Source organism: Cupriavidus sp. L7L, assembly GCF_004353535.1.
Taxonomy (GTDB): Bacteria; Pseudomonadota; Gammaproteobacteria; order Burkholderiales; family Burkholderiaceae; genus Cupriavidus; species Cupriavidus oxalaticus_A.
Genome location: NZ_SMNY01000001.1, coordinates 173,429 through 195,604, shown reverse-complemented (window position 1 = coordinate 195,604; position 22,176 = coordinate 173,429). Strand labels below are relative to the sequence as shown.

Annotated in this window: 21 protein-coding genes; 15 read left to right on the top strand and 6 right to left on the bottom strand. The window is 66.4% G+C overall.

What is annotated here, in order from left to right; translation table 11 throughout:
• Nucleotides 1-118 precede the first annotated feature (118 nt).
• Both tkt and gap read left to right on the top strand, forming a co-directional pair.
• Nucleotides 119-2,152: a transketolase gene (gene tkt, locus E1J61_RS00945; protein ID WP_207951163.1), complete on the top strand. Its 2,034-nt coding sequence runs from the start codon at nucleotides 119-121 to the stop codon at nucleotides 2,150-2,152.
• Between the two features lie 84 nt (nucleotides 2,153-2,236).
• Entirely contained in the window at nucleotides 2,237-3,235 is a 999-nt protein-coding gene (gap, locus tag E1J61_RS00940) for a type I glyceraldehyde-3-phosphate dehydrogenase (RefSeq protein ID WP_011298986.1), read from the top strand.
• Nucleotides 3,236-3,303: 68 nt separating this feature from the next.
• On the opposite strand, the gene E1J61_RS00935 is transcribed toward gap, so the two are convergent.
• Nucleotides 3,304-3,927 carry a flavin reductase family protein gene (locus tag E1J61_RS00935; RefSeq protein ID WP_133092313.1) on the bottom strand — a complete coding sequence of 208 codons (624 nt, stop codon included), beginning with the start codon at nucleotides 3,925-3,927 and terminating at the stop codon, nucleotides 3,304-3,306.
• Between the two features lie 300 nt (nucleotides 3,928-4,227).
• Between E1J61_RS00935 and E1J61_RS00925 the strand changes: the two genes are divergently transcribed.
• Complete coding sequence (locus tag E1J61_RS00925) at nucleotides 4,228-5,223, top strand: LysR family transcriptional regulator (protein ID WP_133092312.1); 996 nt, start codon at nucleotides 4,228-4,230, stop codon at nucleotides 5,221-5,223.
• 81 nt (nucleotides 5,224-5,304) lie between these two features.
• On the opposite strand, the gene fur is transcribed toward E1J61_RS00925, so the two are convergent.
• A complete protein-coding gene (gene fur, locus E1J61_RS00920; protein ID WP_010813212.1) occupies nucleotides 5,305-5,736 on the bottom strand; it encodes a ferric iron uptake transcriptional regulator in 432 nt (143 codons plus the stop codon).
• Nucleotides 5,737-5,979: 243 nt separating this feature from the next.
• Between fur and E1J61_RS00915 the strand changes: the two genes are divergently transcribed.
• The 9 genes from E1J61_RS00915 to E1J61_RS00870 all read left to right on the top strand — a co-directional run bounded on the left by E1J61_RS00915 (nucleotide 5,980) and on the right by E1J61_RS00870 (nucleotide 15,880).
• Nucleotides 5,980-6,630: an outer membrane protein assembly factor BamE gene (locus E1J61_RS00915; RefSeq protein WP_133092311.1), complete on the top strand. Its 651-nt coding sequence runs from the start codon at nucleotides 5,980-5,982 to the stop codon at nucleotides 6,628-6,630.
• A 98-nt stretch (nucleotides 6,631-6,728) separates the two neighbouring features.
• Nucleotides 6,729-7,526: a 4-hydroxy-tetrahydrodipicolinate reductase gene (gene dapB / locus E1J61_RS00910; RefSeq protein ID WP_133092310.1), complete on the top strand. Its 798-nt coding sequence runs from the start codon at nucleotides 6,729-6,731 to the stop codon at nucleotides 7,524-7,526.
• Between the two features lie 180 nt (nucleotides 7,527-7,706).
• On the top strand, nucleotides 7,707-10,328 hold the full coding sequence (gene leuS, locus E1J61_RS00905) for a leucine--tRNA ligase (RefSeq protein ID WP_133092309.1): 2,622 nt from the start codon (nucleotides 7,707-7,709) through the stop codon (nucleotides 10,326-10,328).
• 40 nt (nucleotides 10,329-10,368) lie between these two features.
• Complete coding sequence (lptE, locus tag E1J61_RS00900) at nucleotides 10,369-10,884, top strand: LPS assembly lipoprotein LptE (protein ID WP_116318117.1); 516 nt, start codon at nucleotides 10,369-10,371, stop codon at nucleotides 10,882-10,884.
• 18 nt (nucleotides 10,885-10,902) lie between these two features.
• Nucleotides 10,903-11,961 carry a DNA polymerase III subunit delta gene (gene holA, locus E1J61_RS00895; RefSeq protein ID WP_133092308.1) on the top strand — a complete coding sequence of 353 codons (1,059 nt, stop codon included), beginning with the start codon at nucleotides 10,903-10,905 and terminating at the stop codon, nucleotides 11,959-11,961.
• Between the two features lie 183 nt (nucleotides 11,962-12,144).
• Nucleotides 12,145-13,425 carry a glutamate-5-semialdehyde dehydrogenase gene (locus E1J61_RS00885; RefSeq protein WP_133092306.1) on the top strand — a complete coding sequence of 427 codons (1,281 nt, stop codon included), beginning with the start codon at nucleotides 12,145-12,147 and terminating at the stop codon, nucleotides 13,423-13,425.
• 74 nt (nucleotides 13,426-13,499) lie between these two features.
• The gene (locus E1J61_RS00880; protein WP_063241672.1) at nucleotides 13,500-13,922 is read left to right on the top strand and encodes a CopD family protein; all 423 of its coding nucleotides are present in this window, start codon (nucleotides 13,500-13,502) and stop codon (nucleotides 13,920-13,922) included.
• A 34-nt stretch (nucleotides 13,923-13,956) separates the two neighbouring features.
• Nucleotides 13,957-14,562 carry a 2-hydroxychromene-2-carboxylate isomerase gene (locus E1J61_RS00875; protein WP_133092305.1) on the top strand — a complete coding sequence of 202 codons (606 nt, stop codon included), beginning with the start codon at nucleotides 13,957-13,959 and terminating at the stop codon, nucleotides 14,560-14,562.
• Nucleotides 14,563-14,626: 64 nt separating this feature from the next.
• Nucleotides 14,627-15,880 carry a class I SAM-dependent RNA methyltransferase gene (locus tag E1J61_RS00870; protein ID WP_133092304.1) on the top strand — a complete coding sequence of 418 codons (1,254 nt, stop codon included), beginning with the start codon at nucleotides 14,627-14,629 and terminating at the stop codon, nucleotides 15,878-15,880.
• A gap of 33 nt (nucleotides 15,881-15,913) precedes the next feature.
• On the opposite strand, the gene E1J61_RS00865 is transcribed toward E1J61_RS00870, so the two are convergent.
• The 4 genes from E1J61_RS00865 to E1J61_RS00850 all read right to left on the bottom strand — a co-directional run bounded on the left by E1J61_RS00865 (nucleotide 15,914) and on the right by E1J61_RS00850 (nucleotide 20,244).
• Nucleotides 15,914-16,960, bottom strand: coding sequence for a response regulator (locus tag E1J61_RS00865; protein WP_133092303.1), 1,047 nt, complete (start codon nucleotides 16,958-16,960; stop codon nucleotides 15,914-15,916).
• Nucleotides 16,961-17,114: 154 nt separating this feature from the next.
• Nucleotides 17,115-18,593, bottom strand: a complete 1,479-nt coding sequence (locus E1J61_RS00860) for an NAD(P)(+) transhydrogenase (Re/Si-specific) subunit beta (RefSeq protein WP_133092302.1) — start codon at nucleotides 18,591-18,593, stop codon at nucleotides 17,115-17,117.
• Nucleotides 18,593-18,934: an NAD(P) transhydrogenase subunit alpha gene (locus E1J61_RS00855; RefSeq protein WP_133092301.1), complete on the bottom strand. Its 342-nt coding sequence runs from the start codon at nucleotides 18,932-18,934 to the stop codon at nucleotides 18,593-18,595. The genes E1J61_RS00860 and E1J61_RS00855 overlap by 1 nt, the downstream gene beginning before the upstream one ends.
• Before the next feature lie 188 nt (nucleotides 18,935-19,122).
• Nucleotides 19,123-20,244: a Re/Si-specific NAD(P)(+) transhydrogenase subunit alpha gene (locus tag E1J61_RS00850; RefSeq protein WP_133092300.1), complete on the bottom strand. Its 1,122-nt coding sequence runs from the start codon at nucleotides 20,242-20,244 to the stop codon at nucleotides 19,123-19,125.
• On the opposite strand from E1J61_RS00850, the gene E1J61_RS00845 reads away from it, so the two are divergent.
• The 3 genes from E1J61_RS00845 to mnmA are packed head-to-tail and all read left to right on the top strand — an operon-like array spanning nucleotide 20,237 to nucleotide 22,117.
• Complete coding sequence (locus E1J61_RS00845) at nucleotides 20,237-20,536, top strand: hypothetical protein (protein WP_133092299.1); 300 nt, start codon at nucleotides 20,237-20,239, stop codon at nucleotides 20,534-20,536. The genes E1J61_RS00850 and E1J61_RS00845 overlap by 8 nt on opposite strands.
• On the top strand, nucleotides 20,526-21,017 hold the full coding sequence (locus E1J61_RS00840; protein ID WP_133092298.1) for an NUDIX hydrolase: 492 nt from the start codon (nucleotides 20,526-20,528) through the stop codon (nucleotides 21,015-21,017). Before E1J61_RS00845 ends, E1J61_RS00840 begins: the two co-directional genes overlap by 11 nt.
• The gene (mnmA, locus tag E1J61_RS00835) at nucleotides 21,014-22,117 is read left to right on the top strand and encodes a tRNA 2-thiouridine(34) synthase MnmA (RefSeq protein WP_256376119.1); all 1,104 of its coding nucleotides are present in this window, start codon (nucleotides 21,014-21,016) and stop codon (nucleotides 22,115-22,117) included. Before E1J61_RS00840 ends, mnmA begins: the two co-directional genes overlap by 4 nt.
• Nucleotides 22,118-22,176: the final 59 nt, after the last annotated feature.

The following is a 22,176-nucleotide window of genomic DNA, read 5'->3' as shown; positions in this document are numbered from 1 at the left end:
ATGCCCGCTGCCGGTGTCCGGGAGTCCGGAAAACCCCTTAGCTTCTGTTAAAATTGCGGTTTTCCCGCCGACAGGCTCACGCCCGCCCGCGTCCAAGCTCACGTCCAAGACCGCACGAATGTCCGCCCTAGCCCATCCCGCCACGAGTCCCTTCGCTTCCCAGCCCGCCAAGCTGATGGCCGATGCCATCCGCGTGCTTGCCATGGACGCCGTCCAGCAGGCCAATTCCGGCCACCCCGGTGCGCCGATGGGCATGGCGGATATCGCCGTGGCGCTGTGGGGCCGGCACCTGAAGCACAACCCGGCCAACCCGCACTGGGCCGACCGCGACCGCTTCGTGCTGTCGAACGGCCACGGCTCGATGCTGATCTATTCGCTGCTGCACCTGAGCGGCTATGACCTGCCGGTCGAAGAGCTGAAGAACTTCCGCCAGCTGCACAGCAAGACCGCCGGCCACCCGGAATACGGCATCACCCCGGGCGTGGAGACCACCACCGGCCCGCTCGGCCAGGGCATCACCAACGCGGTCGGCATGGCGCTGGCCGAACGCCTGCTGGGCGAAGAATTCAACCGCCCCGGTTTCGATATCGTCAACCACCACACCTACGTCTTCCTGGGCGATGGCTGCCTGATGGAAGGCATCTCGCACGAGGCTTGTTCGCTGGCCGGCACGCTGAAGCTTAATAAGCTGATTGCGCTGTGGGACGACAACGGCATCTCGATCGACGGCGACGTCGTGCACTGGTTCAACGACGACACCCCGAAGCGCTTCGAAGCCTACGGCTGGAAGGTGATCCGCGGCATCGACGGCCATGACGTTACCGCCGTCGACCTGGCGATCTCGCAGGCCAAGGCCAGCGACAAGCCGACCCTGATCTGCTGCCGCACCAAGATCGGCAAGGGCGCGCCCAACAAGGAAGGCGGCCACGACGTGCACGGCGCGCCGCTGGGCGGCGCCGAAGTGCTGGCCACGCGCGAGGCGCTGGGCTGGGCCCATGCCCCGTTCGAAGTGCCGGCCGACGTCTATGACGCCTGGGACGCCAAGGCCAACGGCCAGGCGCTGGAGCGTGCCTGGACCGCGCTGTTCGACGCGTACGCCGAGCGCCACCCGTATGAAGCCGGCGAATTCACCCGCCGCATGAAGGGCGAGCTGCCAGGTTCGTTCGACGCCGCCGTCGAGGCTTTCATCGCCAAGTGCGAGGAAAAGGCCGAGACCATCGCCACCCGCAAGGCCAGCCAGAACACCATCGAAGCCTTCGGCCCGGTGCTGCCCGAGTTCCTCGGCGGCTCGGCCGACCTGACCGGCTCGAACCTGACCAACTGGTCGGGCAGCAAGGCCGTGCGCGTGGACGCCTGGGGCAACCACATCAACTACGGCGTGCGCGAGTTCGGCATGAGCGCCATCATGAACGGCATCACGCTGCATGGCGGCTACATCCCCTACGGCGCGACCTTCCTGACCTTCTCGGACTACAGCCGCAATGCGCTGCGCATGGCGGCGCTGATGAAGATCCGCTCGCTGTTCGTGTTCACCCATGATTCGATCGGCCTGGGCGAAGACGGCCCGACGCACCAGTCGATCGAGCATGTCGCCAGCCTGCGCCTGATCCCCAACATGGACGTCTGGCGTACCGCCGACACCACCGAGACCGCGGTGGCCTGGGCCGAGGCGATCCGCCGCGAGAATGGCCCGAGCTGCCTGATCTTCAGCCGCCAGAACCTGCCGTTCCAGCAGCGCGACGACGCCACCCGCGCCAATATCGCGCGCGGCGGCTACGTGCTGCGCGACAGCGTCAACGCCAGCACCGGCCGTCCGGACGCCGTGATCATGGCGACCGGCTCGGAAGTGGGCCTGGCGGTTGGCGCGGCAGACGCGCTGGCAGCGGAAGGCGTGCATGTGCGCGTGGTCTCGATCCCGGCGACCACCGTGTTCGACAAGCAGGACACCGCCTACAAGGCCAGCGTGCTGCCGGCCGGCGTGCCGCGCGTGGCGGTCGAGGCGGGCGTGACGGACTTCTGGTGGAAGTACCAGGTCCAAGCGGTAGTGGGCATCGACACCTTCGGCGAATCGGCCCCGGCCGGCGTGCTGTTCAAGCACTTCGGCTTCACCGTCGACAACGTCGTGCGTACGGTGAAAGACACCCTTATCTAAGCATCCGGGCGCTGCAACCGCGCGGTGCGCCGCGCGGCAGCAGCGGCGCCCACCGGTTTTCATCGATCCTCAGGAGAGACAGTCATGACCATCAAGATCGGCATCAACGGCTTCGGCCGCATCGGGCGCATGGTGTTCCGCGCCGCCGCCGCCAACTTCAAGGACATCGAAGTCGTTGCCATCAACGACCTGCTCGAGCCCGACTACCTAGCCTACATGCTGAAGTACGACTCGGTGCACGGCCGCTTTGACGGCGAAGTGTCGGTCGACGGCAACACCCTGGTCGTCAACGGCAAGAAGATCCGCCTGACCGCGGTCAAGGATCCGGCCGAGCTGAAGTGGGGTGAAGTCGGCGCCGACGTGGTGATCGAGTCGACCGGCATCTTCCTGACCAAGGAAGGCGCGCAGAAGCACATCGATGCGGGCGCCAAGAAGGTGATCATGTCGGCCCCGTCGAAGGACGACACCCCGATGTTCGTGTACGGCGTGAACCACGAAACGTACAAGGGCGAAGCGATCATCTCCAACGCGAGCTGCACCACCAACTGCCTGGCACCGGTGGCCAAGGTGCTGAACGACAAGTGGGGCATCAAGCGCGGCCTGATGACCACCGTGCACGCTGCCACCGCCACCCAGAAGACCGTTGACGGCCCGTCCAACAAGGACTGGCGCGGCGGCCGCGGCATCCTGGAAAACATCATCCCGTCGTCGACCGGCGCCGCCAAGGCCGTGGGCGTGGTGATCCCGCAGCTAAACAAGAAGCTGACCGGCATGTCGTTCCGCGTGCCGACCTCCGACGTGTCGGTGGTCGACCTGACAGTCGAGCTGGAAAAGTCGGCTTCGTACGAGGAAATCTGCGCCGAGATGAAGGCCCAGAGCCAGGGCGCGCTCAAGGGCGTGCTGGGCTACACCGAAGACAAGGTTGTCGCCACCGACTTCCGCGGCGATGCCCGCACCTCGATCTTCGACGCCGAAGCCGGCATCGCGCTGGACGGCACCTTCATCAAGGTCGTGAGCTGGTATGACAACGAGTGGGGCTACTCGAACAAGTGCCTGGAAATGGCCCGCGTGGTGGCCAAGTAATCCGGCTGTCCTTGCAGCCAATAAAAAACGCGCCTTCGGGCGCGTTTTTTATTGGGCGCGATGGCCGTTCAGGCGCCCTCGCGCGGCGCCAGCGGGCGCGCGTCGACCGCCGCGCCGTCCACCAGGAAGTGGCCGCCGGCGACATGGTGGATCGTACGCAGCGCGTCGTGGCCCTCGAAATGCCAGCGCCCGTTGCTGAACACGCGCGAATCCGCATGCGCGGCTACCACCTCACCGAGGAACAGGTCATAGGTCTGCTGCGTTGCCGGTTCCGGCAGCAGCCTGCATTCGAGCCAGGCCGCGCTGCCTTCCAGCAGCGGCGCGCCGACGACGGTGCCGGCAAAGGTGCCCAGCCCGTAGGCATCGAACTTGTCGATCCCTTGCTGCTCCAGCAGGGCCAGCCCGGAGCTGGAGCCAAGCGCTTCGGTCAGGTCGACCTGGCTGACGGTGGGCACCTGCAGCACGAATTCGCCGCTATCTTCCAGCAGGCGCCGGGTCCAGGTGCTCTTGTCCAGCACCACCGCAACCTTGGGCGGCGCGAAATCCAGCGGCATTGCCCACGCGGCGGCCATGATGTTGCGCTTGCCGCCCGCGGCCGCGCTGACCAGCACGGTCGGGCCATGGTTGAGCAGCCGGTAGGCCTTGGGCAGTTCGACAGGAAGGCGGTAATGGTCGGTGCGGGAGTCAGGCATGATGGCGGACGCGTTCGCGGCCTGGGAAAAGAATGACAAAAATGGGATGGTGACCCCCAATATACGCCGATGCCCAAGGCTCTGCTGCGGCACGGAAAGTATGCGTATATGAGACCAACTTCATAAAAATGACCTCATTTTTCAGAAATGTGACAAGGTTTGGCGCTCCGAAAATGCCGAATTTGCTTTCCGAGCTTGTTTTTTCCTCTTACACTATCAAGATGCCGTTGAACTCTGATGTGCAGCCAGTGCAAGTGGTGGGGCCATCTTTGCTAAGAAAAATCTGACCTGGGCCTGATCATGGTGAACGTAGACACAAAGCTTTTAGTGATCTTCACCGAGCTGCTGAGTAAGCGAAACGCCACCTACGTCGCGGAGAAGATGCACATGACCGCGCCGGCGGTATCGCATTCGCTGGGCCGGTTGCGCGAGATTTTTGATGATCCGCTCTTCATCCGCGTTCCCCACGGCCTGACGCCCACCCCCCGCGCGCTGGAGCTGGGCCCCAAGATCCGCGACATGCTGGACCTGTGGTCGTCGATCAACGAAGGCGACGCCGATAATTTCGATCCCGCGGTGGCCACCGGCACGCTGAGCATCGGCTTTGCCGCCGAGCTGGGCGACACGGTGTTCAACCGCTTCGTGCTGCGCATCAAGCAGCTGGCGCCGGACCTGCATATCAAGCTGGTCGAGTCCCATTCCTGGGAAGCCGACGTGGCCTCGATGCGCGCCAATGAGCTGGACCTGGCGTTTTCCCCGTTCCCGACCCGGCATCCGGAAATCGTCGAGGAAATGGTGACGTCGCTGAACCTGTGGGTGTGCGCGCGCAAGAACCACCCGGTGCTGAAGAACCACTGCACGCTCGAGCAATACCTGGACTGCGGCCATATCTTCATGGCGCATTCCGGCGGCGCGGGCCGCCCGGCGCCGTCGCTGATCCCGCTCGACTACGCGCTGCAGCAGCGCGGCCTCAAGCGCAATGCGACGCTGACGGTGCATTCGTGGCGGGCGCAGGCCGAGATGGCCGCGCAGACCGACATGATCTTCACTGTCAATGCGCTGACCAAGGACATGGCCTGCGAAACCTACGGCCTGAAGGCGTTCCCGCTGCCGGCTGAACTCAATACCACGGTCGGCCTGAACATGTTCTGGCACCGCAGCCGCAACACCCATCCGATGCTGGTATGGGCGCGCAACCTGTTCCGCCAGGTGGTGGCCGAGTTTGTCGGCCTGTCGGCGTCGCGCCCGTCGCGCGTGGTTGCTGCAGACGACCTGCAGGCGCTGCGCGAGCCCTGAACCAGGGCATGCCCATAAAAAAACCGGCGCCTGGCGCCGGTTTTTGTTTTGCCGGATGCGCTACGCGGTGCGTGCGCCGGCTTATCGTTTGGGTCTGTGGGGACAGTCGGTCTTCGTGCAGTTGCCGTACAGCGACAGTGCATGTTCCTGCAGGGTAAAGCCGCGCTCGCGCGCAATGCTTTGCTGGCGATGCTCGATCTCGGAGTCGAAGAACTCCTCGACGCGGCCGCAATCGAGGCAGACCAGGTGGTCGTGGTGCTTGCCTTCGTTGAGTTCGAAAATGGCCTTGCCGGATTCGAAGTTGTTGCGCGACAGCAGGCCTGCCTGTTCGAACTGGGTGAGCACGCGGTAGACGGTTGCGAGGCCGATATCCATATGCTCGTTCAGCAGGATACGGTAGACGTCTTCCGCGCTCAGGTGCCGCTGTTCGCTGGTCTGAAAAATTTCAAGAATCTTCAGCCTGGGCACGGTCGCCTTCAGGCCGATATTCTTGAGGTCCGCCGGACTCGGCATGGGCGTGACTCCCTAGAGTACAATGTCTGGATAGTTGAATCATAAGGGTTTTGACAGCAAAAGTCGCCCGCGGTGCCGCATGCCATGTGGGCAACGCGCCTCAGGCATTTGCCGTCGGTCCCATGTGGTTGCCGCGGCAGGCGCCCCGTGCGCATGTGGTGTAGCCGGCTCTTGCAGCGCTTGCTGCGCCGGTCTTCCGCGGTACTTTCCGTACTTTCCCTTTCCCTCCCGGAAGCGAGATACATGCGTTATATCCGTTCGTCCGCCATGCGCCCGACGCTGGTTGTCTCCCTGCTGGCCGCGGCTCTGCTGGCCGGCGCCTGCTCGGCCTACGATTCCACCTCGCGCAAGGTAGCCAACGCCATCACGCCGTACCGGATCAATATCGTGCAGGGCAACTTCGTGTCCCGCGAGGCCGCTTCGCAACTGCGCGAAGGCATGACGCGCGAGCAGGTCAAGTTCCTGCTCGGCACGCCGCTGTTGACCGATGTGTTCCACGCCAACCGCTGGGACTATGTGTTCTCGTTCCGCCGCGGCAATACCCCGGTGGTGCAGCAGCGCCGCTATACGGTCTTTTTCGATGGCGACCGCCTGGTCAAGTTTGGTGGCGACGAACTGCCGTCCGAATACGAGCTGATCGCCGAAATTGACGGCATGAAGAAGGCGCTGAAGGACCAGACCCCGGGCAAGGTGTCCACCAGCAGCACGGCCGCTGCCCAGGCTGAGCCGCAGACCACCGTGGAAAACTTCGTGCCGCGGCAGGCGGCCGAGCCGGCCGCCGCGCCGGCACAGGCGCCCGCTGCATCTGCCGCCCCCGCGGCTGAAGCGCCGCCGGCTGCGGCCCCCGCCCCCGCCCAGGCCACCGCGCCCGCCGAAGCGTCCAAGGCCAACTGAGCCGCCATCCGCGGCTTGCCATCTGTTCCCGGGCCGGTCAGCCATGACCGGCCCATTCACTTTTCGCGTATTGCGCACATTCCGCTGAGCCAGACACCATGAACATCGCCATCGCAGGCGCATCCGGCCGCATGGGCCGCATGCTGATCGAACAAGTGTTGAACACCGAGGGCGTGAAGCTGTCGGGCGCGCTCGACCTGCCGGGCTCGCCGGCACTGGGCCAGGACGCGGGCCTGTTCCTCGGCCGCAACACCGGCGTGGCGATCACGGCGGACCTGGAAGCCGGCCTGGCCGCTGCGGATTGCCTGATCGACTTCACCCGTCCGGAAGGCACGCTGGCGCACCTGGCCGTGGCGAAGAAGCTGGGCGTCAGGATGGTGGTCGGCACTACCGGCTTCGACGACGCCGGCAAGGCCGCGCTGGCCGAAGCCGCCAAGTCCATCGGCATCGTCTTTGCCGCCAACTTCAGCGTCGGCGTCAATGCCACCTTCAAGCTGCTGGAAGTGGCGGCCAAGCTGCTGTCGACCGGCTACGACATCGAAGTGATCGAGGCCCACCACCGCTTCAAGGTCGACGCCCCGTCGGGCACCGCGCTGAAGATGGGTGAAGTGATCGCCGATGCGCTCGGCCGCGACCTGAAGACCTGCGCCGTCTATGCCCGCGAGGGCCATACCGGCGAGCGAGATCCCAATTCGATCGGCTTTGCCACCATCCGCGGCGGCGACATCGTCGGCGACCACACCGTGATGTTTGCCGGCATCGGCGAGCGCATCGAGATCAGCCACAAGTCGTCCAGCCGCCAGTCCTATGCCGACGGTGCCGTGCGTTCGGCCCGTTTCCTGGCCGACAAGCCCAACGGCCTGTTCGACATGCAGGACGTGCTGGGCCTGAAGTAAGGCGCCCCCGGCGCGGCCAGCGCCGGCGCCACGGTTATAATCGATTGCTTTAGCATTGCTCGCCGGACGGGCGCCCCAGACGGGCGCCCGCCGCCCACATTCCAACGCTTCCCCGGCTGCCGGCAGGCCAGATGCCGCGCAGACGCTGCCCTGATCGTTGCCCTGACTGCTGTCCCGACCATGCAAGACAAATACCTTCCTTCCGCCGTTGAACAAGCCGCCCAGCAGCACTGGCAAGCCATCGACGCCTACCGCGTGTCGGAGCATGCAGCGGGCCCCGACGGCAAGGAAAAGGCCAAGTTCTACGCCTGCTCGATGCTGCCATACCCGTCGGGCAAGCTGCACATGGGCCACGTGCGCAACTACACCATCAACGATGTGATGGCGCGCTACCTGCGCATGAACGGCAACAACGTGCTGATGCCGATGGGCTGGGACGCCTTCGGCATGCCGGCGGAAAACGCCGCGCTGAACAACGGCGTGGCGCCGGCCGCCTGGACCTACGACAACATCGCTTACATGAAGAAGCAGATGCAGTCGATGGGCCTGGCCATCGACTGGTCGCGCGAGGTCGCCACCTGCAGCCCGGACTACTACCGCTGGAATCAGTGGCTGTTCCTGAAGATGCTGGAAAAGGGCATCGCCTACCGCAAGACCGGAACCGTCAACTGGGACCCGGTCGACCAGACTGTGCTGGCCAACGAGCAGGTCATCGACGGCCGCGGCTGGCGCTCGGGCGCGGTGGTGGAAAAGCGCGAGATCCCGATGTACTACCTGCGCATCACCGAGTATGCGGAGGAGCTGCTGGGCGACCTCGACGGCCTGGGCTGGCCCGAGCGCGTCAAGGTAATGCAGCAGAACTGGATCGGCAAGAGCGTGGGCGTGCGCTTCGCCTTCACGCATGACATCCCGGGCGAGGACGGCAAGCCGATCAACGACGGCAAGCTCTACGTCTTCACCACGCGCGCCGACACCATCATGGGCGTGACCTTCTGCGCGGTCGCCGCCGAGCACCCGCTGGCCACGCACGCCGCGCTGAACAACCCCGAACTGGCTGCCTTCATCGACGAATGCAAGCACGGCTCGGTCATGGAAGCCGACATGGCGACCATGGAGAAGAAGGGCATGCCGACCGGCCTGCAGGTCACGCACCCGCTGACCGGCGACAAGGTCGATGTGTGGGTCGGCAACTACGTGCTGATGAGCTACGGCGACGGCGCCGTGATGGGCGTGCCCGCGCACGATGAGCGCGACTTCGCCTTCGCCAACAAGTACAGCCTGCCGATCAAGCAGGTGATCGACGTGAAGGGCCAGCCGTACTCGACCGAAGCCTGGCAGGAATGGTACGGCGACAAGGAAAACGGCACCTGCATCCATAGCGGCAAGTATGACGGCCTCGGCTACCAGGCCGCGGTGGAAGCCATCGCCGCCGACCTGGGCGCGATGGGCCTTGGCGAGAAGAAGACCACCTGGCGCCTGCGCGACTGGGGCATCTCGCGCCAGCGCTACTGGGGCACGCCGATCCCGCTGATCCACTGCGACAGCTGCGGCGTGGTGCCGGTGCCCGAGCAGGACCTGCCGGTGGTGCTGCCCGAAGACCTGGTGCCGGACGGCACCGGCAACCCGCTGGCCAAGGACCCGCGCTTCCTGCAGTGCACCTGCCCGTCGTGCGGCAAGCCCGCGCGCCGCGAGACCGACACGATGGATACCTTCATCGATTCGTGCTGGTACTACATGCGCTATACCTGCCCGGACGCGGCCACCATGGTCGATGCCCGCAACGACTACTGGATGCCGATGGACCAGTACATCGGCGGCATCGAGCACGCGATCCTGCACCTGCTGTACGCGCGCTTCTGGACCAAGGTCATGCGCGACCTGGGCCTGGTCAAGTTCGACGAGCCGTTCACCAACCTGCTGACGCAGGGCATGGTGCTGAACGAGACCTTCTACCGCGAAGACGCCTCGGGCAAGAAGCACTGGTACAACCCGGCCGACGTCGACGTGCAGACCGACGAGCGCGGCCGCCCGGTTGGCGCCGCGCTGAAGGCCGACGGCCAGCCGGTGGTGATCGGCGGCATCGAGAAGATGTCGAAGTCCAAGAACAACGGCATCGACCCGCAGGCGCTGATCGACCAGTACGGCGCCGACACCGCGCGCCTGTTCGTGATGTTCGCCGCGCCGCCCGAGCAGCAGCTGGAGTGGAGCGGCTCGGGCGTGGAGGGCGCCTCGCGCTTCCTGCGCCGTGTGTGGAACTACGGCTACGCCAACGCCGCCGCGTTGCGCGATGGCGCCGGCAGTGCGATCACGGCCGATGACGCCGAGCTGCGCCGCGAGATCCACGGCGTGCTCAAGCAAGCCAACTACGACTACCAGCGCATCCAGTACAACACCGTGGTCTCGGCCACGATGAAGATGCTGAACGCGCTGGAAGACGCCAAGACCGCTTCGCCGGCCGCGCGCCGCGAGTGCTTCGGCATCCTGCTGCGCGTGCTGTACCCGGTGGTGCCGCACATCACCCACGGCCTCTGGGAACAGCTGGGCTTCGCCGCCGAAGCCGGCGGCCTGCTCGACGCCCCGTGGCCGCAGGTCGACGAAGCCGCGCTGGTGCGCAGCGAGATCGAACTGGTGCTGCAGATCAACGGCAAGGTGCGCGGCAGCATTACCGTGCCGGCCAGCGCCGACCGCGCCGCGATCGAGGCCGCCGCCGCCGGCTGCGAGACCGTGGCCAAGTTTGCCGAAGGCAAGGCGCCGAAGAAGATCGTGGTGGTGCCGGGCCGGCTGGTGAACGTGGTGCTGTAACGGGTCAGCGGCCCGGAACCTGACTGAGGAATCGCCAAGAATGAAGCGACTGAACATGGGCCGCCGCAAGGCGCTCGCGGCGATGCTGGCGGTGCCGGCAACGGGCCTGCTGGCCGGCTGCGGCTTCCACATGCGCGGCAATTCGGACTTCGCGTTCAAGCGGCTCTATATCGGGATCCCGCCCAACTCGCTGATGGGCGCGGACCTGCGCCGCGCCATCCGCGGCGGCTCCGACACCCAGGTGGTGGCCGACCAGAAAGAGGCCGACGCGCTGCTGGACGTGCTACAGGACACCCGCACCAAGTCCATCCTGTCGATCACGACCGAGGGCGTGGTGCGCGAATACCGCCTGACGCAGCGCTTCACCTTCCGCCTGCGCGATGCCGCCGGCAAGGAACTGATCGCGCCGTCGCAGCTGGTGCTGACGCGCGACCTGACCTACAACGAAGCCAACACGCTGGCCAAGGACTACGAAGAGCAGCAGCTGTACCGCGACATGCAGCGCGACATCGTGCAGCAGCTGATGCGCCGGCTGGCCGCGGTCAAGGCCATCTGAGCAGGGCAGAGTGACGGCATGCAACTCAAGCTCGACGGGCTCGACGCGCACCTGAAGCAGGCCAGGGCCCGCGGCCTGGCGCCGCTGTATGTGGTGCACGGTGACGAGCACCTGCTGGTGCTGGAGGCCGTGGATCGCCTGCGCGCCACGGCGCGCGAAGCGGGATTTTCCGAGCGCGAGGTGCTGGTGGCCGAGCGCGGCTTCCACTGGGGCCAGCTGGTCGAGGCGCAACAGTCGATGTCGCTGTTCGGCGACCGCAAGATCGTCGAGCTGCGCATCCCTTCGGGCAAGCCCGGCAAGGACGGCGGCGAGGCGCTGCGCGCGGTGGCGGCGCAGCCGTCGCCGGACGTGGTGATGCTGGTGACGCTGCCGCGGCTGGATTTCGCCACTTCCAAGTCGGCGTGGTTCCAGGCGCTGGAAGGCGCCGGCGTGTCGATCAAGGTCGACACGGTGGACCGCACCCGGCTGCCGGCCTGGGTCGGCGAGCGGCTGGCACTGCAGCAGCAGCGCGTCGAGGGCGGCGAGCCTGGGCGGCGCGCGCTGCAGTTTGTCGCCGACAAGGTCGAGGGCAACCTGCTGGCGGCGCACCAGGAAATCCAGAAGCTGGGCCTGCTGTACCCGCCGGGGGAACTGAGCTTCGACCAGGTCCACGACGCGGTGCTGAACGTGGCCCGCTACGACGTTTTCAAGCTGTCCGAGGCGATGCTGTCGGGCGACGTGCCGCGCCTGGTGCGCATGCTCGAAGGGCTGCGCGGCGAGGGCGAGGCGACGGTGCTGGTGCTGTGGGCGCTGACTGAGGAAATTCGCGTATTATCCAAGGTCCGGCAAGGCCTTGCGGCCGGCAAGCCGGCGGGCGTGCTGATGCGCGAACTGCGCGTCTGGGGCCCGCGCGAGCGGCTGGTGCCACAGGCCGCGCAGCGGCTCCAGCTGCCCCGGCTGGAAGCGGCGCTGGCACTGGCGGCGCGGCTGGACCGGCAGGTCAAGGGCCTGTACGACCTGCCGCCACCGGGCGGCGCGCCGCTGCCCGCCGAGCCATGGGACGGTTTGCAGCAGCTGGCGCTGATGATTGCGCGCTAGGGTTTGCTTCCCTGAGGGTTTGCTCCCCTCTCCCGCTTGCGGGAGAGGGGCCGGGGGAGAGGGCAGGCAGGCGGGAAATCTTGCGATATCGCCCGTTGATGCACCGGCCCGCTCCCCCAACCCCTCTCCCGCGCGCGGGAGAGGGGAGGAACACACACTGACGGCCTTCCCCCGGCCACTGACATGAACGAGCTCGACCTCAACCAATACATGGACCGCGTCGGCCGCCAGGCCCGCGCGGCGTCGCGCGCGATGGCGCGTGCCTCCACGGCGGACAAGAACCAGGCGCTGCTGACCATTGCCGCCGCCATCCGCCGCGATGCCGACAAGCTCAAGGCCGTCAATGCGCGCGATGTGGAACGTGCCCGCGCCAACGGCCAGGATGCCGCCTTCGTCGACCGCCTGACGCTGTCGGACAAGGCCATTGCCACCATGGCCGCCGGCCTGGAGCAGATCGCCGCGCTGGCCGACCCGATCGGCGAGATCTCAAACATGAAGTTCCGCCCGACCGGCATCCAGGTCGGCCAGATGCGCGTGCCGCTGGGCGTGATCGGCATCATCTACGAGTCGCGCCCCAACGTGACCATCGATGCCGCGGCGCTGTGCCTGAAGTCGGGCAACGCCACCATCCTGCGAGGCGGATCCGAAGCGATTGAATCCAACACCGCGCTGGCCGCGCTGGTGGCAGAGGGCCTGGCCGCCGCCGGCCTGCCGCCGGAAGCCGTGCAGGTGATCGAGACCACCGACCGCGCCGCGGTCGGCCGCCTGATCACCATGACCGAATTCGTCGACGTGATCGTGCCGCGCGGCGGCAAGAGCCTGATCGCGCGCCTGATGGAAGAAGCGCGCGTGCCGATGATCAAGCACCTGGACGGTATCTGCCACGTCTACATCGACGCCGCCGCCGACCTGGACAAGGCCGTGCGCGTCTGCGACAACGCCAAGACCCAGCGCTACGCGCCATGCAACACCATGGAAACGCTGCTGGTGTCGCGGGACATCGCCGCCACCGCGTTGCCGCCGCTGTGCCGCATCTACCAGGAGAAGGGCGTCGAACTGCGCGTCTGCCCGGCCACCCGCGCCACGCTGGAAGCCGCCGGCTTCAGCGGCCTGGTCGATGCCGCCGAGGAAGACTGGCGCCTGGAATACCTGGCCCCGATCCTCGCCATCAAGACCGTCGCCGGCCTGGATGACGCCGTCGCGCATATCAACGAATACGGATCGCACCACACCGATTCGATCATCACCGAGGACTACTCGGCGGGCATGCGTTTTATCCGCGAGGTCGATTCGGCCAGCGTGATGATCAACGCCTCGACCCGCTTCGCCGACGGTTTCGAATACGGCCTGGGCGCGGAGATCGGCATCTCCAACGACAAGCTGCACGCACGCGGCCCGGTCGGGCTGGAAGGGCTGACCTCGCTCAAGTACGTGGTCTTCGGGCACGGCGAGATCCGGATCTGAAGCTGGACCTGAGGCCGGACCTCAAGCCGGCCCGCCAACAACAATAACAACCGCAAGCCAACGTCTGTCCGCCGATGCTCTGGGTCAAAGCGCTGCATATCGTCTTCGTCGTTTCGTGGTTCGCCGGCCTGTTCTACCTGCCGCGCATCTTCGTCAACCTGGCGATGGAGACCGACGCCGCCAGCACCCAGCGCCTGCTGCTGATGGCGCGCAAGCTGTTCCGCTTCATGACCATGCTGGCGGTGCCGGCGGTGGTGTTCGGGCTGTGGCTGTACCTGGGCTACGGCATCGGCCGCGGCACCGGGCAGGGCTGGATGCATGCCAAGCTGGCGCTGGTGCTGGTGCTGATCGGCTACCACCACGGCTGCGGCGTACTGCTGCGCAAGTTCGAAGGCGGGCGCAATACGCGCTCGCACAAGTTTTATCGCTGGTTCAACGAGCTGCCGGTGCTGGTGCTGCTGGCGGTGGTGATCCTGGTGGTCGTCAAGCCGTTCTGAGCAGGGCGACCGCTCCACAAATTGCGAGATCGAGATGAGCAAGCTGGTTGACTACTACCTGACGCCGCAATCGCCGTTCGTCTACATGGGCCATGCGCGCTTTGCCACCATGGCCGAACGCCACGGCGTGCAGGTGAACCTGAAGCCCTGCGACATGGGCAAGGTATTCTCCGTCTCCGGCGGACTGCCGCTGGCGCAGCGCCCGCCGCAGCGCCAGGCTTACCGGCTGGTCGAGCTCAAGCGCTGGAGCGCATTCCTGGACCTGCCGCTGAACCTGGAGCCAACCTTCTTCCCGGTCTCCGGCGACGCGGCCAGCAAGCTGATCATCGCGGCGCAACTGGCGCACGGCACCGCGCGCGCGATGCAGCTGACCGGCGCGATCGGCGCAGCGGTGTGGGCGCAGCAGCGCAATATCGCCGATGCCGCCACGCTGGCGCAGATCGCCGGCGAGGCCGGCCTGGACGGCGATGGCCTGCTCAAGGCCAGCGAGGCCCAGTCGGTACAGGCGGCCTACGCGCAGAACACGCAGGATGCGATCTCGGCCGGCGTGTTCGGTGCGCCGTGGTATGTGTTCGACGGCCAGCCGTTCTGGGGCCAGGACCGGCTCGACTTCCTCGAGCGCGCGCTCGCCGCCGCTTGAACTAAGCTATCGGATATCTCCCGTCCGCTACGGCGGACGTTTTTGTTTGCAGGAAACCTGACCCATGACCCAAGCCTTTTTTGCCCCTTGCCCGCGCGGCCTGGAGGGCGCCCTCGCCGAAGAACTGCGCGAGATCGCCGCACGGCCGGGCGTGGCCGCGCTGGCGCCGTTCACGGTGCACCAGGAGGTGCCGGGCGGGGTCAATTTCTCCGGCGAGATGGCCGCCGCCTATGCGGTCAACCTGCATTCGCGCATTGCCAGCCGCGTGCTGCTGCGCGTGGCCGCGCGCGGCTACCGGCACGAGGACGACATCTACAACCTGGCGCGCGGCGTGCGCTGGGAGCAGTGGTTCTCGCCGGACGAATCGCTGCGCGTCGATATCACCGCGCACAAGTCGCCGCTGCGCAGCCTGAATTTCATCGCGCTGCGGGTCAAGGACGGCGTCTGCGACGCCATGCGCGAACGCCTCGGCGCGCGCCCGAGTGTCGATACCGTCAGCCCGGATGTGCGCGTCTATGCCCACCTGACCGAGCGCGACTGCACGCTGTACCTGGACACCACCGGCGAGCCCCTGTTCAAGCGCGGCTGGCGCACCGAGAAGGGCGAGGCGCCGCTGAAGGAAAACCTGGCCGCCGGCATTCTGCGCCTGGCGGGCTGGGTCCCTGGGCAGACCTTCCGGCCGTTCTACGACCCGATGTGCGGCAGCGGCACGTTCCTGATCGAAGCCGCCCAGGTGGCGCTGGGCATTGCCCCGGGCGGCAGCCGCAGCTTTGCCTTCGAATGGCTCAAGGGCGTCGACCGCAAGGCGTGGCAGAAGCTCAAGGACGACGCCCAGCGCGCGCGCATGCTGGCCTCGGCGGATGAGTTGCAGGTGGTGGGATCGGACATCTCAACCGACATGCTGGCCATCACGCAGGCCAACTGGCAGCGCGCCGGCCTGCCGGGCGAGGCGCGCACCAAGCAGGTCGATGCGCGCTTCGTGCAGCCGCCCTACGACGAGCCGGGCCTGCTGCTGATGAACCCGCCATACGGCGAGCGCATCGCGGTCCGCGGGCAGCGCCGCATGGCGGAGGAGGAGATGCCGCGCGACGAGGTGGAGGAGGCGGCCGCCAACCAGTTCGCCAACGCCTTTGCCACGACGCTCAAGCAGAACTTCGCGGGCTGGCAGGCGTGGGTCTTTACCGGCGACCTGGGCTTTCCGCGCCGGCTGCGGCTTAAAGAATCGCGCCGCACGCCGCTCTACAACGGCAATATCGAATGCCGGCTGTTCCGCTTTGACATGGTGCGCGGCACCAACCGGGTGCCGCAGGCGGACTGAGCGCCTCTCTGTCCGGGCAGTGCCCGGCCGGTGTCAGGGGCGCTTGCGCCCCGTCAAGGCCTCGGAATGGCGCGAAAAATCGGCCAGGAAGCCCTGCAGGCTGACCACCGGCTCCTGCAGCAGGTGGCGCGGCAGGTCGAACAGGGCGTAGAAGAACTCTTCGTTGCCCTCGCAGCGCTCGGCCGGCAGGCAGTATTGCTCCCAGTCGATGCAGGCGGGCGTGTACATGCCGTTGCCCGGCCAGAAAAACGGTATCAGGCGGCCCTCGCGCAGGCCTTCGATCAGCGCGGCGGGCGCATCGTAGGCTTCGGCCGATTCCACTTGGCTCATCAGGCCGGCGCGGGTCTCGATCACCATCAGCGTGGCGTGGCCTTGCGCAGTCAACAGCAGGATGCCGGCCGGGTTGGGGTACAGGTAGTACTCGACAAAGCCGTAGCGCGCCGTGAGCTGGCGCACCCGCTCGGTCATGGCCGGGTCGGACAGGAACGAGAACGAATGCCGCGTCAGCAGCTCGCGCAGCGTGCGCGACAGCGTGGCGAAGTATGCCTGCTGCATGGCCTCGATTTCCTGGTCCAGCCGCTCCACCATATTGCTGTCGTGCTTCTTGACGTAGCGGTCGATCAGCCCGTGGTTGAAGCCCTGCACGGCGATGCTTTCGTCAGCCGTGCCGGTCAGCAGGATGGTCTTGCACGGCAGGTCCTGCAGCGCCTGGCAGAACTCCAGTCCGTCCATTTGCGGCATCGAGTAGTCCACCACGATCACGCCCGGCTGCAGGAAGCGGTTGACATCGTGGATCTGGCGGTAAATCCGGTCGATGTCGAGCTGGACGGTGCGGCGCTCGGTCAGGAAGGTCAGGTCGTCATGCGTGACCCGCACCGGCAGGAAGCCGGGGAAGCGGGTGGCATAGGCCTCGCGGATCCATTGCAGCGCTTCACGCGGATCGGTAAAGGTGATGACCGCGCGCGAGGCATCCATCTGGAAGGCCAGGCTGTCGATGAACGATTTGCTGTCGTCGACCAGGACGGTCAGGACCGGGTGATGGAAGACCGACAGGTTCCGGTCATGCGGGTTGAAGGTCATGATGCGTTGGCGTCGGGGCCGGCGGGCAGGGGTTCGGCGCATTCGGCAAGCCGGCGTGCGCATTCGCAGGCCAGTATAGCGCGCCGTGGCTGCCTTGCAAGGCACGGCGCCGCAGGCGGCCGGGACGGCCCGGCCGCCTGCGGGCACGGCGGTCTTAGTCGACCGCCTTGAACATGTCCTCGACCACCTTCTTGGCGTCGCCGAACACCATCATGGTCTTGTCCATGTAGAACAGCTCGTTGTCCAGGCCGGCGTAGCCGGCCGCCATCGAGCGCTTGTTGACGATGATGGTCTTGGCCTTGTACGCCTCCAGGATCGGCATGCCGGCGATCGGCGACTTGGGATCGGTCTTGGCCGCCGGGTTGACCACGTCGTTGGCGCCCAGCACCAGCACCACGTCGGCCTGGCCGAACTCGCTGTTGATGTCTTCCATCTCGAAGACCTGGTCGTACGGCACTTCGGCCTCGGCCAGCAGCACGTTCATGTGGCCGGGCATGCGGCCCGCCACCGGGTGGATCGCGTACTTCACGGTCACGCCCTTTTCGGCCAGCTTTTCGGTCAGTTCCTTCAGCGCGTGCTGCGCGCGCGCCACCGCCAGGCCGTAGCCGGGGACGATGATCACGGTCTCGGCGTTGCCCATCAGGAAGGCGGCATCGTCGGCCGAGCCGGACTTCACGTTGCGCTGCGCCTGCGCCCCGGCGGACGCGCCAGCCGACGCATCGCCGCCGAAGCCGCCCAGGATCACGTTGAAGAACGAGCGGTTCATCGCGCGGCACATGATGTACGAGAGGATGGCACCGCTTGAGCCCACCAGCGAGCCGGCGATGATCAGCATCGGGTTGTTCAGCGAGAAGCCGATGCCCGCCGCCGCCCAGCCCGAGTACGAGTTCAGCATCGACACCACCACCGGCATGTCGGCGCCGCCGATCGGGATGATGATCAGCACGCCCAGCACGAACGCGATCGCCAGCATGATCAGGAACGGCAGCCAGTCCTGCGACATGAAGAAGATCACGCCGAAGCCGACCATCGCCACCGCCAGCAGCAGGTTCAGCCAGTGCTGGCCGGCGAACACCACCGGCGCGCCCTGGAACAGGCGGAACTTGTAGCGCCCGGCCAGCTTGCCGAAGGCGATCACCGAACCGGAGAAGGTGATGGCGCCGACGAAGCAGCCGATGAAGAGCTCGATGCGGTTGCCCAGCGGGATCAGGTGCGAGCCTGCCGGCGTGATGCCAAACGCGGCCGGCTCGGCCACCGCGGCCACCGCGATGAACACCGCCGCGAGACCGATCAGCGAGTGCATCGCCGCGACCAGTTCGGGCATCTTGGTCATCTGCACCTTGCGCGCCACGTAGGCGCCGATGCCGCCGCCGACCACCAGCGCGCCGAAGATCAGCGCCAGGCCCGAGCCCACCGACGACTGCGCCGTGCCGGCCGCCAGGAACTCATTCTTGAGCTTGATGATCAGGACCAGCGTGGTGACCACCGCGATCGCCATGCCGATCATGCCGAAGGCATTGCCCTTGCGCGCCGAGGCCGGGTGCGACAGCCCCTTGAGCGCCTGGATAAAGCAGACCGAGGCCACCAGGTAGAGCAGGGTGACGAGGTTCATGCTGACGAGGCCGGCTGCCATTACGCGCCCTCCCTGGCCAGTGCCTGCTTGGGTTCGGCCGCCTTGGCCTTCGGCTCCTTCTTCTTGAACATTTCCAGCATGCGCTGGGTGACCAGGAAGCCGCCGAACACGTTGACCGCGGCCAGTGCCACCGCCAGCGTGCCCATGATGCGGCCCGTGGCGCCTTCGGTCAGGCCCGCGGCGAGCATCGCGCCGACGATGATGATGGCCGAGATTGCGTTGGTTACCGCCATCAGCGGCGTATGCAGGGCCGGCGTGACCGTCCAGACCACGTGGTAGCCCACGTAGATTGCCAGCACGAAGATGATCAGGTTGATCACCGTGTGGTTCACCATCTCCATCGACTTCTCCTCCTTTGCTTTGAAACCGGGATGCTGCGTGTCGCTATGTTGTTCTTTGCAGTATTACGGTCAGGGCACGTCAAGGGCCAGTGGCTCTGGAAGACCGTTGCGTGCCCCCTCTCCCGCTTGCGGGAGAGGGGCGCAGACTCAAACCGTCTTGATTTCCTCGCGCGCGGCGCCCGCGGGCATTACGCAGCCTCGCGCACGACCTGGCCGTCCCGGCACATCAGGCAGGCGGCGACGATGTCGTCTTCGAGGTTGAGCGTGAACTGGCCATCCTTGTCGACGACAAGCTTGAGGAAATCCAGCACGTTGCGCGCATAGAGCGCCGAGGCGTCGGCCGCCACCATGCTGGCCAGGTTGGTATGGCCGATAAGGGTGACGCCATGGCGCTCGACCACTTCGTCGGCCACCGTCAGCGGGCAGTTGCCGCCCTGGGCGGCGGCCAGGTCGACCACCACCGAGCCCGGCTTCATCTGCTGCACGGTCGCTTCCTGCAGCAGCACCGGCGCCTTGCGGCCCGGGATCAGCGCGGTGGTGATGACGATGTCGGCCTGGATCGCGCGCTGGTGCACCAGCTCGGCCTGGCGCTTCATCCAGTCCGGCGGCATCGGCCGCGCATAGCCGCCCACGCCCTGCGCGATCTCGCGCTCTTCGTCGGTCAGGAACGGCACGTCGAGGAACTTGCCGCCGAGCGATTCGATCTGCTCCTTGACCGCGGGGCGCACGTCGGACGCTTCGATCACCGCGCCCAGGCGCTTGGCGGTGGCAATCGCCTGCAGGCCGGCGACGCCAGCGCCCAGGATCAGCACGCGTGCGGCCTTGACGGTGCCGGCGGCGGTCATCAGCATTGGCATGAAGCGCTGGTAGTGGTGCGCGGCCACCAGCACGGCCTTGTAGCCGGCGATGTTGGCCTGCGACGACAGCACGTCCATGCTCTGCGCGCGCGTGGTGCGCGGCGCGGCCTCGAGTGCGAACGCGATCACGTTGGCTGCCGCCATGCGCGCGTTGTTCTCGGCATCGAAGGGATTGAGCATGCCCACCAGTACGGCCCCCGGCTTCATCTGTGCCAGTTCCGCGTCGTCGGGCGCGCGCACCTTGAGCACCAGCTGTGCCCCCAGCGCTTCGGCAGCGGTGCCGATGGTGGCGCCGACCGCTTCATACGCGCCGTCGGGCTGGCTGGCGCGAACGCCGGCGCCGGCCTGCACGACCACCTTGTGGCCCTGGGCGACGTATTTCTTGACCGTCTCGGGGGTGGCGGCGACGCGAGTTTCGCCTGCCCGCGTCTCCTGCGGGATGCCGATGTACATCGTCGATTTCTCCTTTAGCTGGCGTCGTAATCTGGTTGGTCGGACCGACGTCTGGCCCGTTGCTCGCCGTGCCGGTTTGGCCGCAGCGCACAATTTTTTCGCAGCTTACAGCAATCTGACGCGCTATGGTGTGACCGCGTGGTCGGTTATTGCTGCACTGCGGTGCCGGATTTCCGGACAGTTCCGAACAGTTACGCAGCGCTGGGCGGCCGGCAGGCCCATGGCGCTGCACGATGGCCCGGCAACCGGTAGAATGCGAGATTGCCTAAAAATTGAGCATCATGCCACGTGATTGGAATGCCAGCGTGACCGTTGCCGCCGTGATCGAGCGTGGCGGACGTTTCCTGCTGGTCGAAGAGGAAACTGCGGACGGGCTGCGCCTGAACCAGCCGGCCGGCCACCTGGATCCGGGCGAGAGCCTGATCCGCGCCGTCATCCGCGAAACCCTGGAAGAAACCGCGCACACCTTCGAGCCGCGCGCGTTGCTCGGCTGCTACATGGGCCGCTCGCTGTCGTCGCGCACCGGTACGGATGTCACATACGTGCGCTTTGCCTTTACCGGCGACCTGGGCTCGCTCGACGCCGGCCGACAGCTCGACACCGGCATCGTCCGCACCGTGTGGATGAGCGCCGACGAGATCCGTGCCTGCCCGGAACGCCACCGCTCGCCGCTGGTGATGGCCTGCATCGACGACTACCTGGCCGGCAAGCGCTTCGCGCTGGACGCGCTGTACACGCACCCTTCGGCGTTGTCCATGGGAGCACAGCTGTGAGCGCGAACGGCAACGGAAGCGCGAACGGGAAGCGCGTGGTCGTGGGCATGTCGGGCGGGGTCGATTCGTCAGTGACCGCGTGGCTGCTCAAGCAGCAGGGCTACGAGGTCATCGGCCTGTTCATGAAGAACTGGGAAGACGATGACGACAGCGAGTACTGCTCCACGCGCCAGGACTGGCTGGACGTGGTGTCGGTGGCCGACCTGATCGGCGTCGACGTCGAGGCGGTCAACTTTGCCGCCGAGTACAAGGACCGCGTCTTTGCCGATTTCCTGCGCGAGTACTCCGCCGGCCGCACGCCCAACCCCGATGTGCTGTGCAATGCCGAGATCAAGTTCAAGGCCTTCCTCGACCATGCGATGACGCTCGGCGCCGAGACCATCGCCACCGGCCACTACGCGCGCGTGCGCCAGAACGCGGCAGGGCGCTTCGAGCTGCTCAAGGCACTCGACCACACCAAGGACCAGAGCTATTTCCTGCACCGGCTGAACCAGGCGCAGCTGTCGCGCACGCTGTTCCCGCTGGGCGAGATCCCCAAGACCCGGGTGCGCGAGATCGCCGCCGAGATCGGCCTGCCGAACGCGAAAAAGAAGGACTCGACGGGCATCTGCTTTATCGGCGAGCGGCCGTTCCGCGATTTCCTGAACCGCTACCTGCCGACCAAACCGGGCCCGATGAAGACGCCCGAGGGCAAGGTTGTGGGCGAGCATATCGGGCTGGCATTCTATACGCTGGGCCAGCGCAAAGGCATCGGCCTGGGCGGCAGCCGCGACGGCAACGGCGATGCCTGGTATGTGGCGCGCAAGGATATGGCGAGCAACACGCTATACGTAGTGCAGGGCCACGACCATCCTTGGCTGCTGACGCCGGTGCTGACCGCGTCGGACTTGTCGTGGGTGGCGGGCGAGGCACCGGTCGCGGGCGCGGCGATGGCGGCCAAGACCCGCTATCGCCAGAGCGATGCCGCCTGCACCGTGCAGGCGGCGGACGGCGACACGCTGCAGCTGGGGTTTGCCGAGGCGCAATGGGCCGTCACGCCGGGGCAGTCGGCGGTGCTGTATGACGGCGAGGTGTGCCTGGGCGGCGGCATCATCCAGTAGGCGCTGCCGTCGGCCGAATAAAAAACACCCGCTGCGTGCGGGTGTTTTTTATTGAGGCA

Excerpts from the sequence above, each read along its gene's own strand:
- tkt (WP_207951163.1), top strand. The coding sequence starts at position 119 with ATGTCCGCCCTAGCCCATCCCGCCACGAGTCCCTTCGCTTCCCAGCCC.
- gap (WP_011298986.1), top strand. The coding sequence starts at position 2,237 with ATGACCATCAAGATCGGCATCAACGGCTTCGGCCGCATCGGGCGCATG.
- E1J61_RS00935 (WP_133092313.1), bottom strand. The coding sequence starts at position 3,927 with ATGCCTGACTCCCGCACCGACCATTACCGCCTTCCTGTCGAACTGCCC.
- E1J61_RS00925 (WP_133092312.1), top strand. The coding sequence starts at position 4,228 with ATGGTGAACGTAGACACAAAGCTTTTAGTGATCTTCACCGAGCTGCTG.
- fur (WP_010813212.1), bottom strand. The coding sequence starts at position 5,736 with ATGCCGAGTCCGGCGGACCTCAAGAATATCGGCCTGAAGGCGACCGTG.
- E1J61_RS00915 (WP_133092311.1), top strand. The coding sequence starts at position 5,980 with ATGCGTTATATCCGTTCGTCCGCCATGCGCCCGACGCTGGTTGTCTCC.
- dapB (WP_133092310.1), top strand. The coding sequence starts at position 6,729 with ATGAACATCGCCATCGCAGGCGCATCCGGCCGCATGGGCCGCATGCTG.
- leuS (WP_133092309.1), top strand. The coding sequence starts at position 7,707 with ATGCAAGACAAATACCTTCCTTCCGCCGTTGAACAAGCCGCCCAGCAG.
- lptE (WP_116318117.1), top strand. The coding sequence starts at position 10,369 with ATGAAGCGACTGAACATGGGCCGCCGCAAGGCGCTCGCGGCGATGCTG.
- holA (WP_133092308.1), top strand. The coding sequence starts at position 10,903 with ATGCAACTCAAGCTCGACGGGCTCGACGCGCACCTGAAGCAGGCCAGG.
- E1J61_RS00885 (WP_133092306.1), top strand. The coding sequence starts at position 12,145 with ATGAACGAGCTCGACCTCAACCAATACATGGACCGCGTCGGCCGCCAG.
- E1J61_RS00880 (WP_063241672.1), top strand. The coding sequence starts at position 13,500 with ATGCTCTGGGTCAAAGCGCTGCATATCGTCTTCGTCGTTTCGTGGTTC.
- E1J61_RS00875 (WP_133092305.1), top strand. The coding sequence starts at position 13,957 with ATGAGCAAGCTGGTTGACTACTACCTGACGCCGCAATCGCCGTTCGTC.
- E1J61_RS00870 (WP_133092304.1), top strand. The coding sequence starts at position 14,627 with ATGACCCAAGCCTTTTTTGCCCCTTGCCCGCGCGGCCTGGAGGGCGCC.
- E1J61_RS00865 (WP_133092303.1), bottom strand. The coding sequence starts at position 16,960 with ATGACCTTCAACCCGCATGACCGGAACCTGTCGGTCTTCCATCACCCG.
- E1J61_RS00860 (WP_133092302.1), bottom strand. The coding sequence starts at position 18,593 with ATGGCAGCCGGCCTCGTCAGCATGAACCTCGTCACCCTGCTCTACCTG.
- E1J61_RS00855 (WP_133092301.1), bottom strand. The coding sequence starts at position 18,934 with ATGGAGATGGTGAACCACACGGTGATCAACCTGATCATCTTCGTGCTG.
- E1J61_RS00845 (WP_133092299.1), top strand. The coding sequence starts at position 20,237 with ATGTACATCGTCGATTTCTCCTTTAGCTGGCGTCGTAATCTGGTTGGT.
- E1J61_RS00850 (WP_133092300.1), bottom strand. The coding sequence starts at position 20,244 with ATGTACATCGGCATCCCGCAGGAGACGCGGGCAGGCGAAACTCGCGTC.
- E1J61_RS00840 (WP_133092298.1), top strand. The coding sequence starts at position 20,526 with ATGCCACGTGATTGGAATGCCAGCGTGACCGTTGCCGCCGTGATCGAG.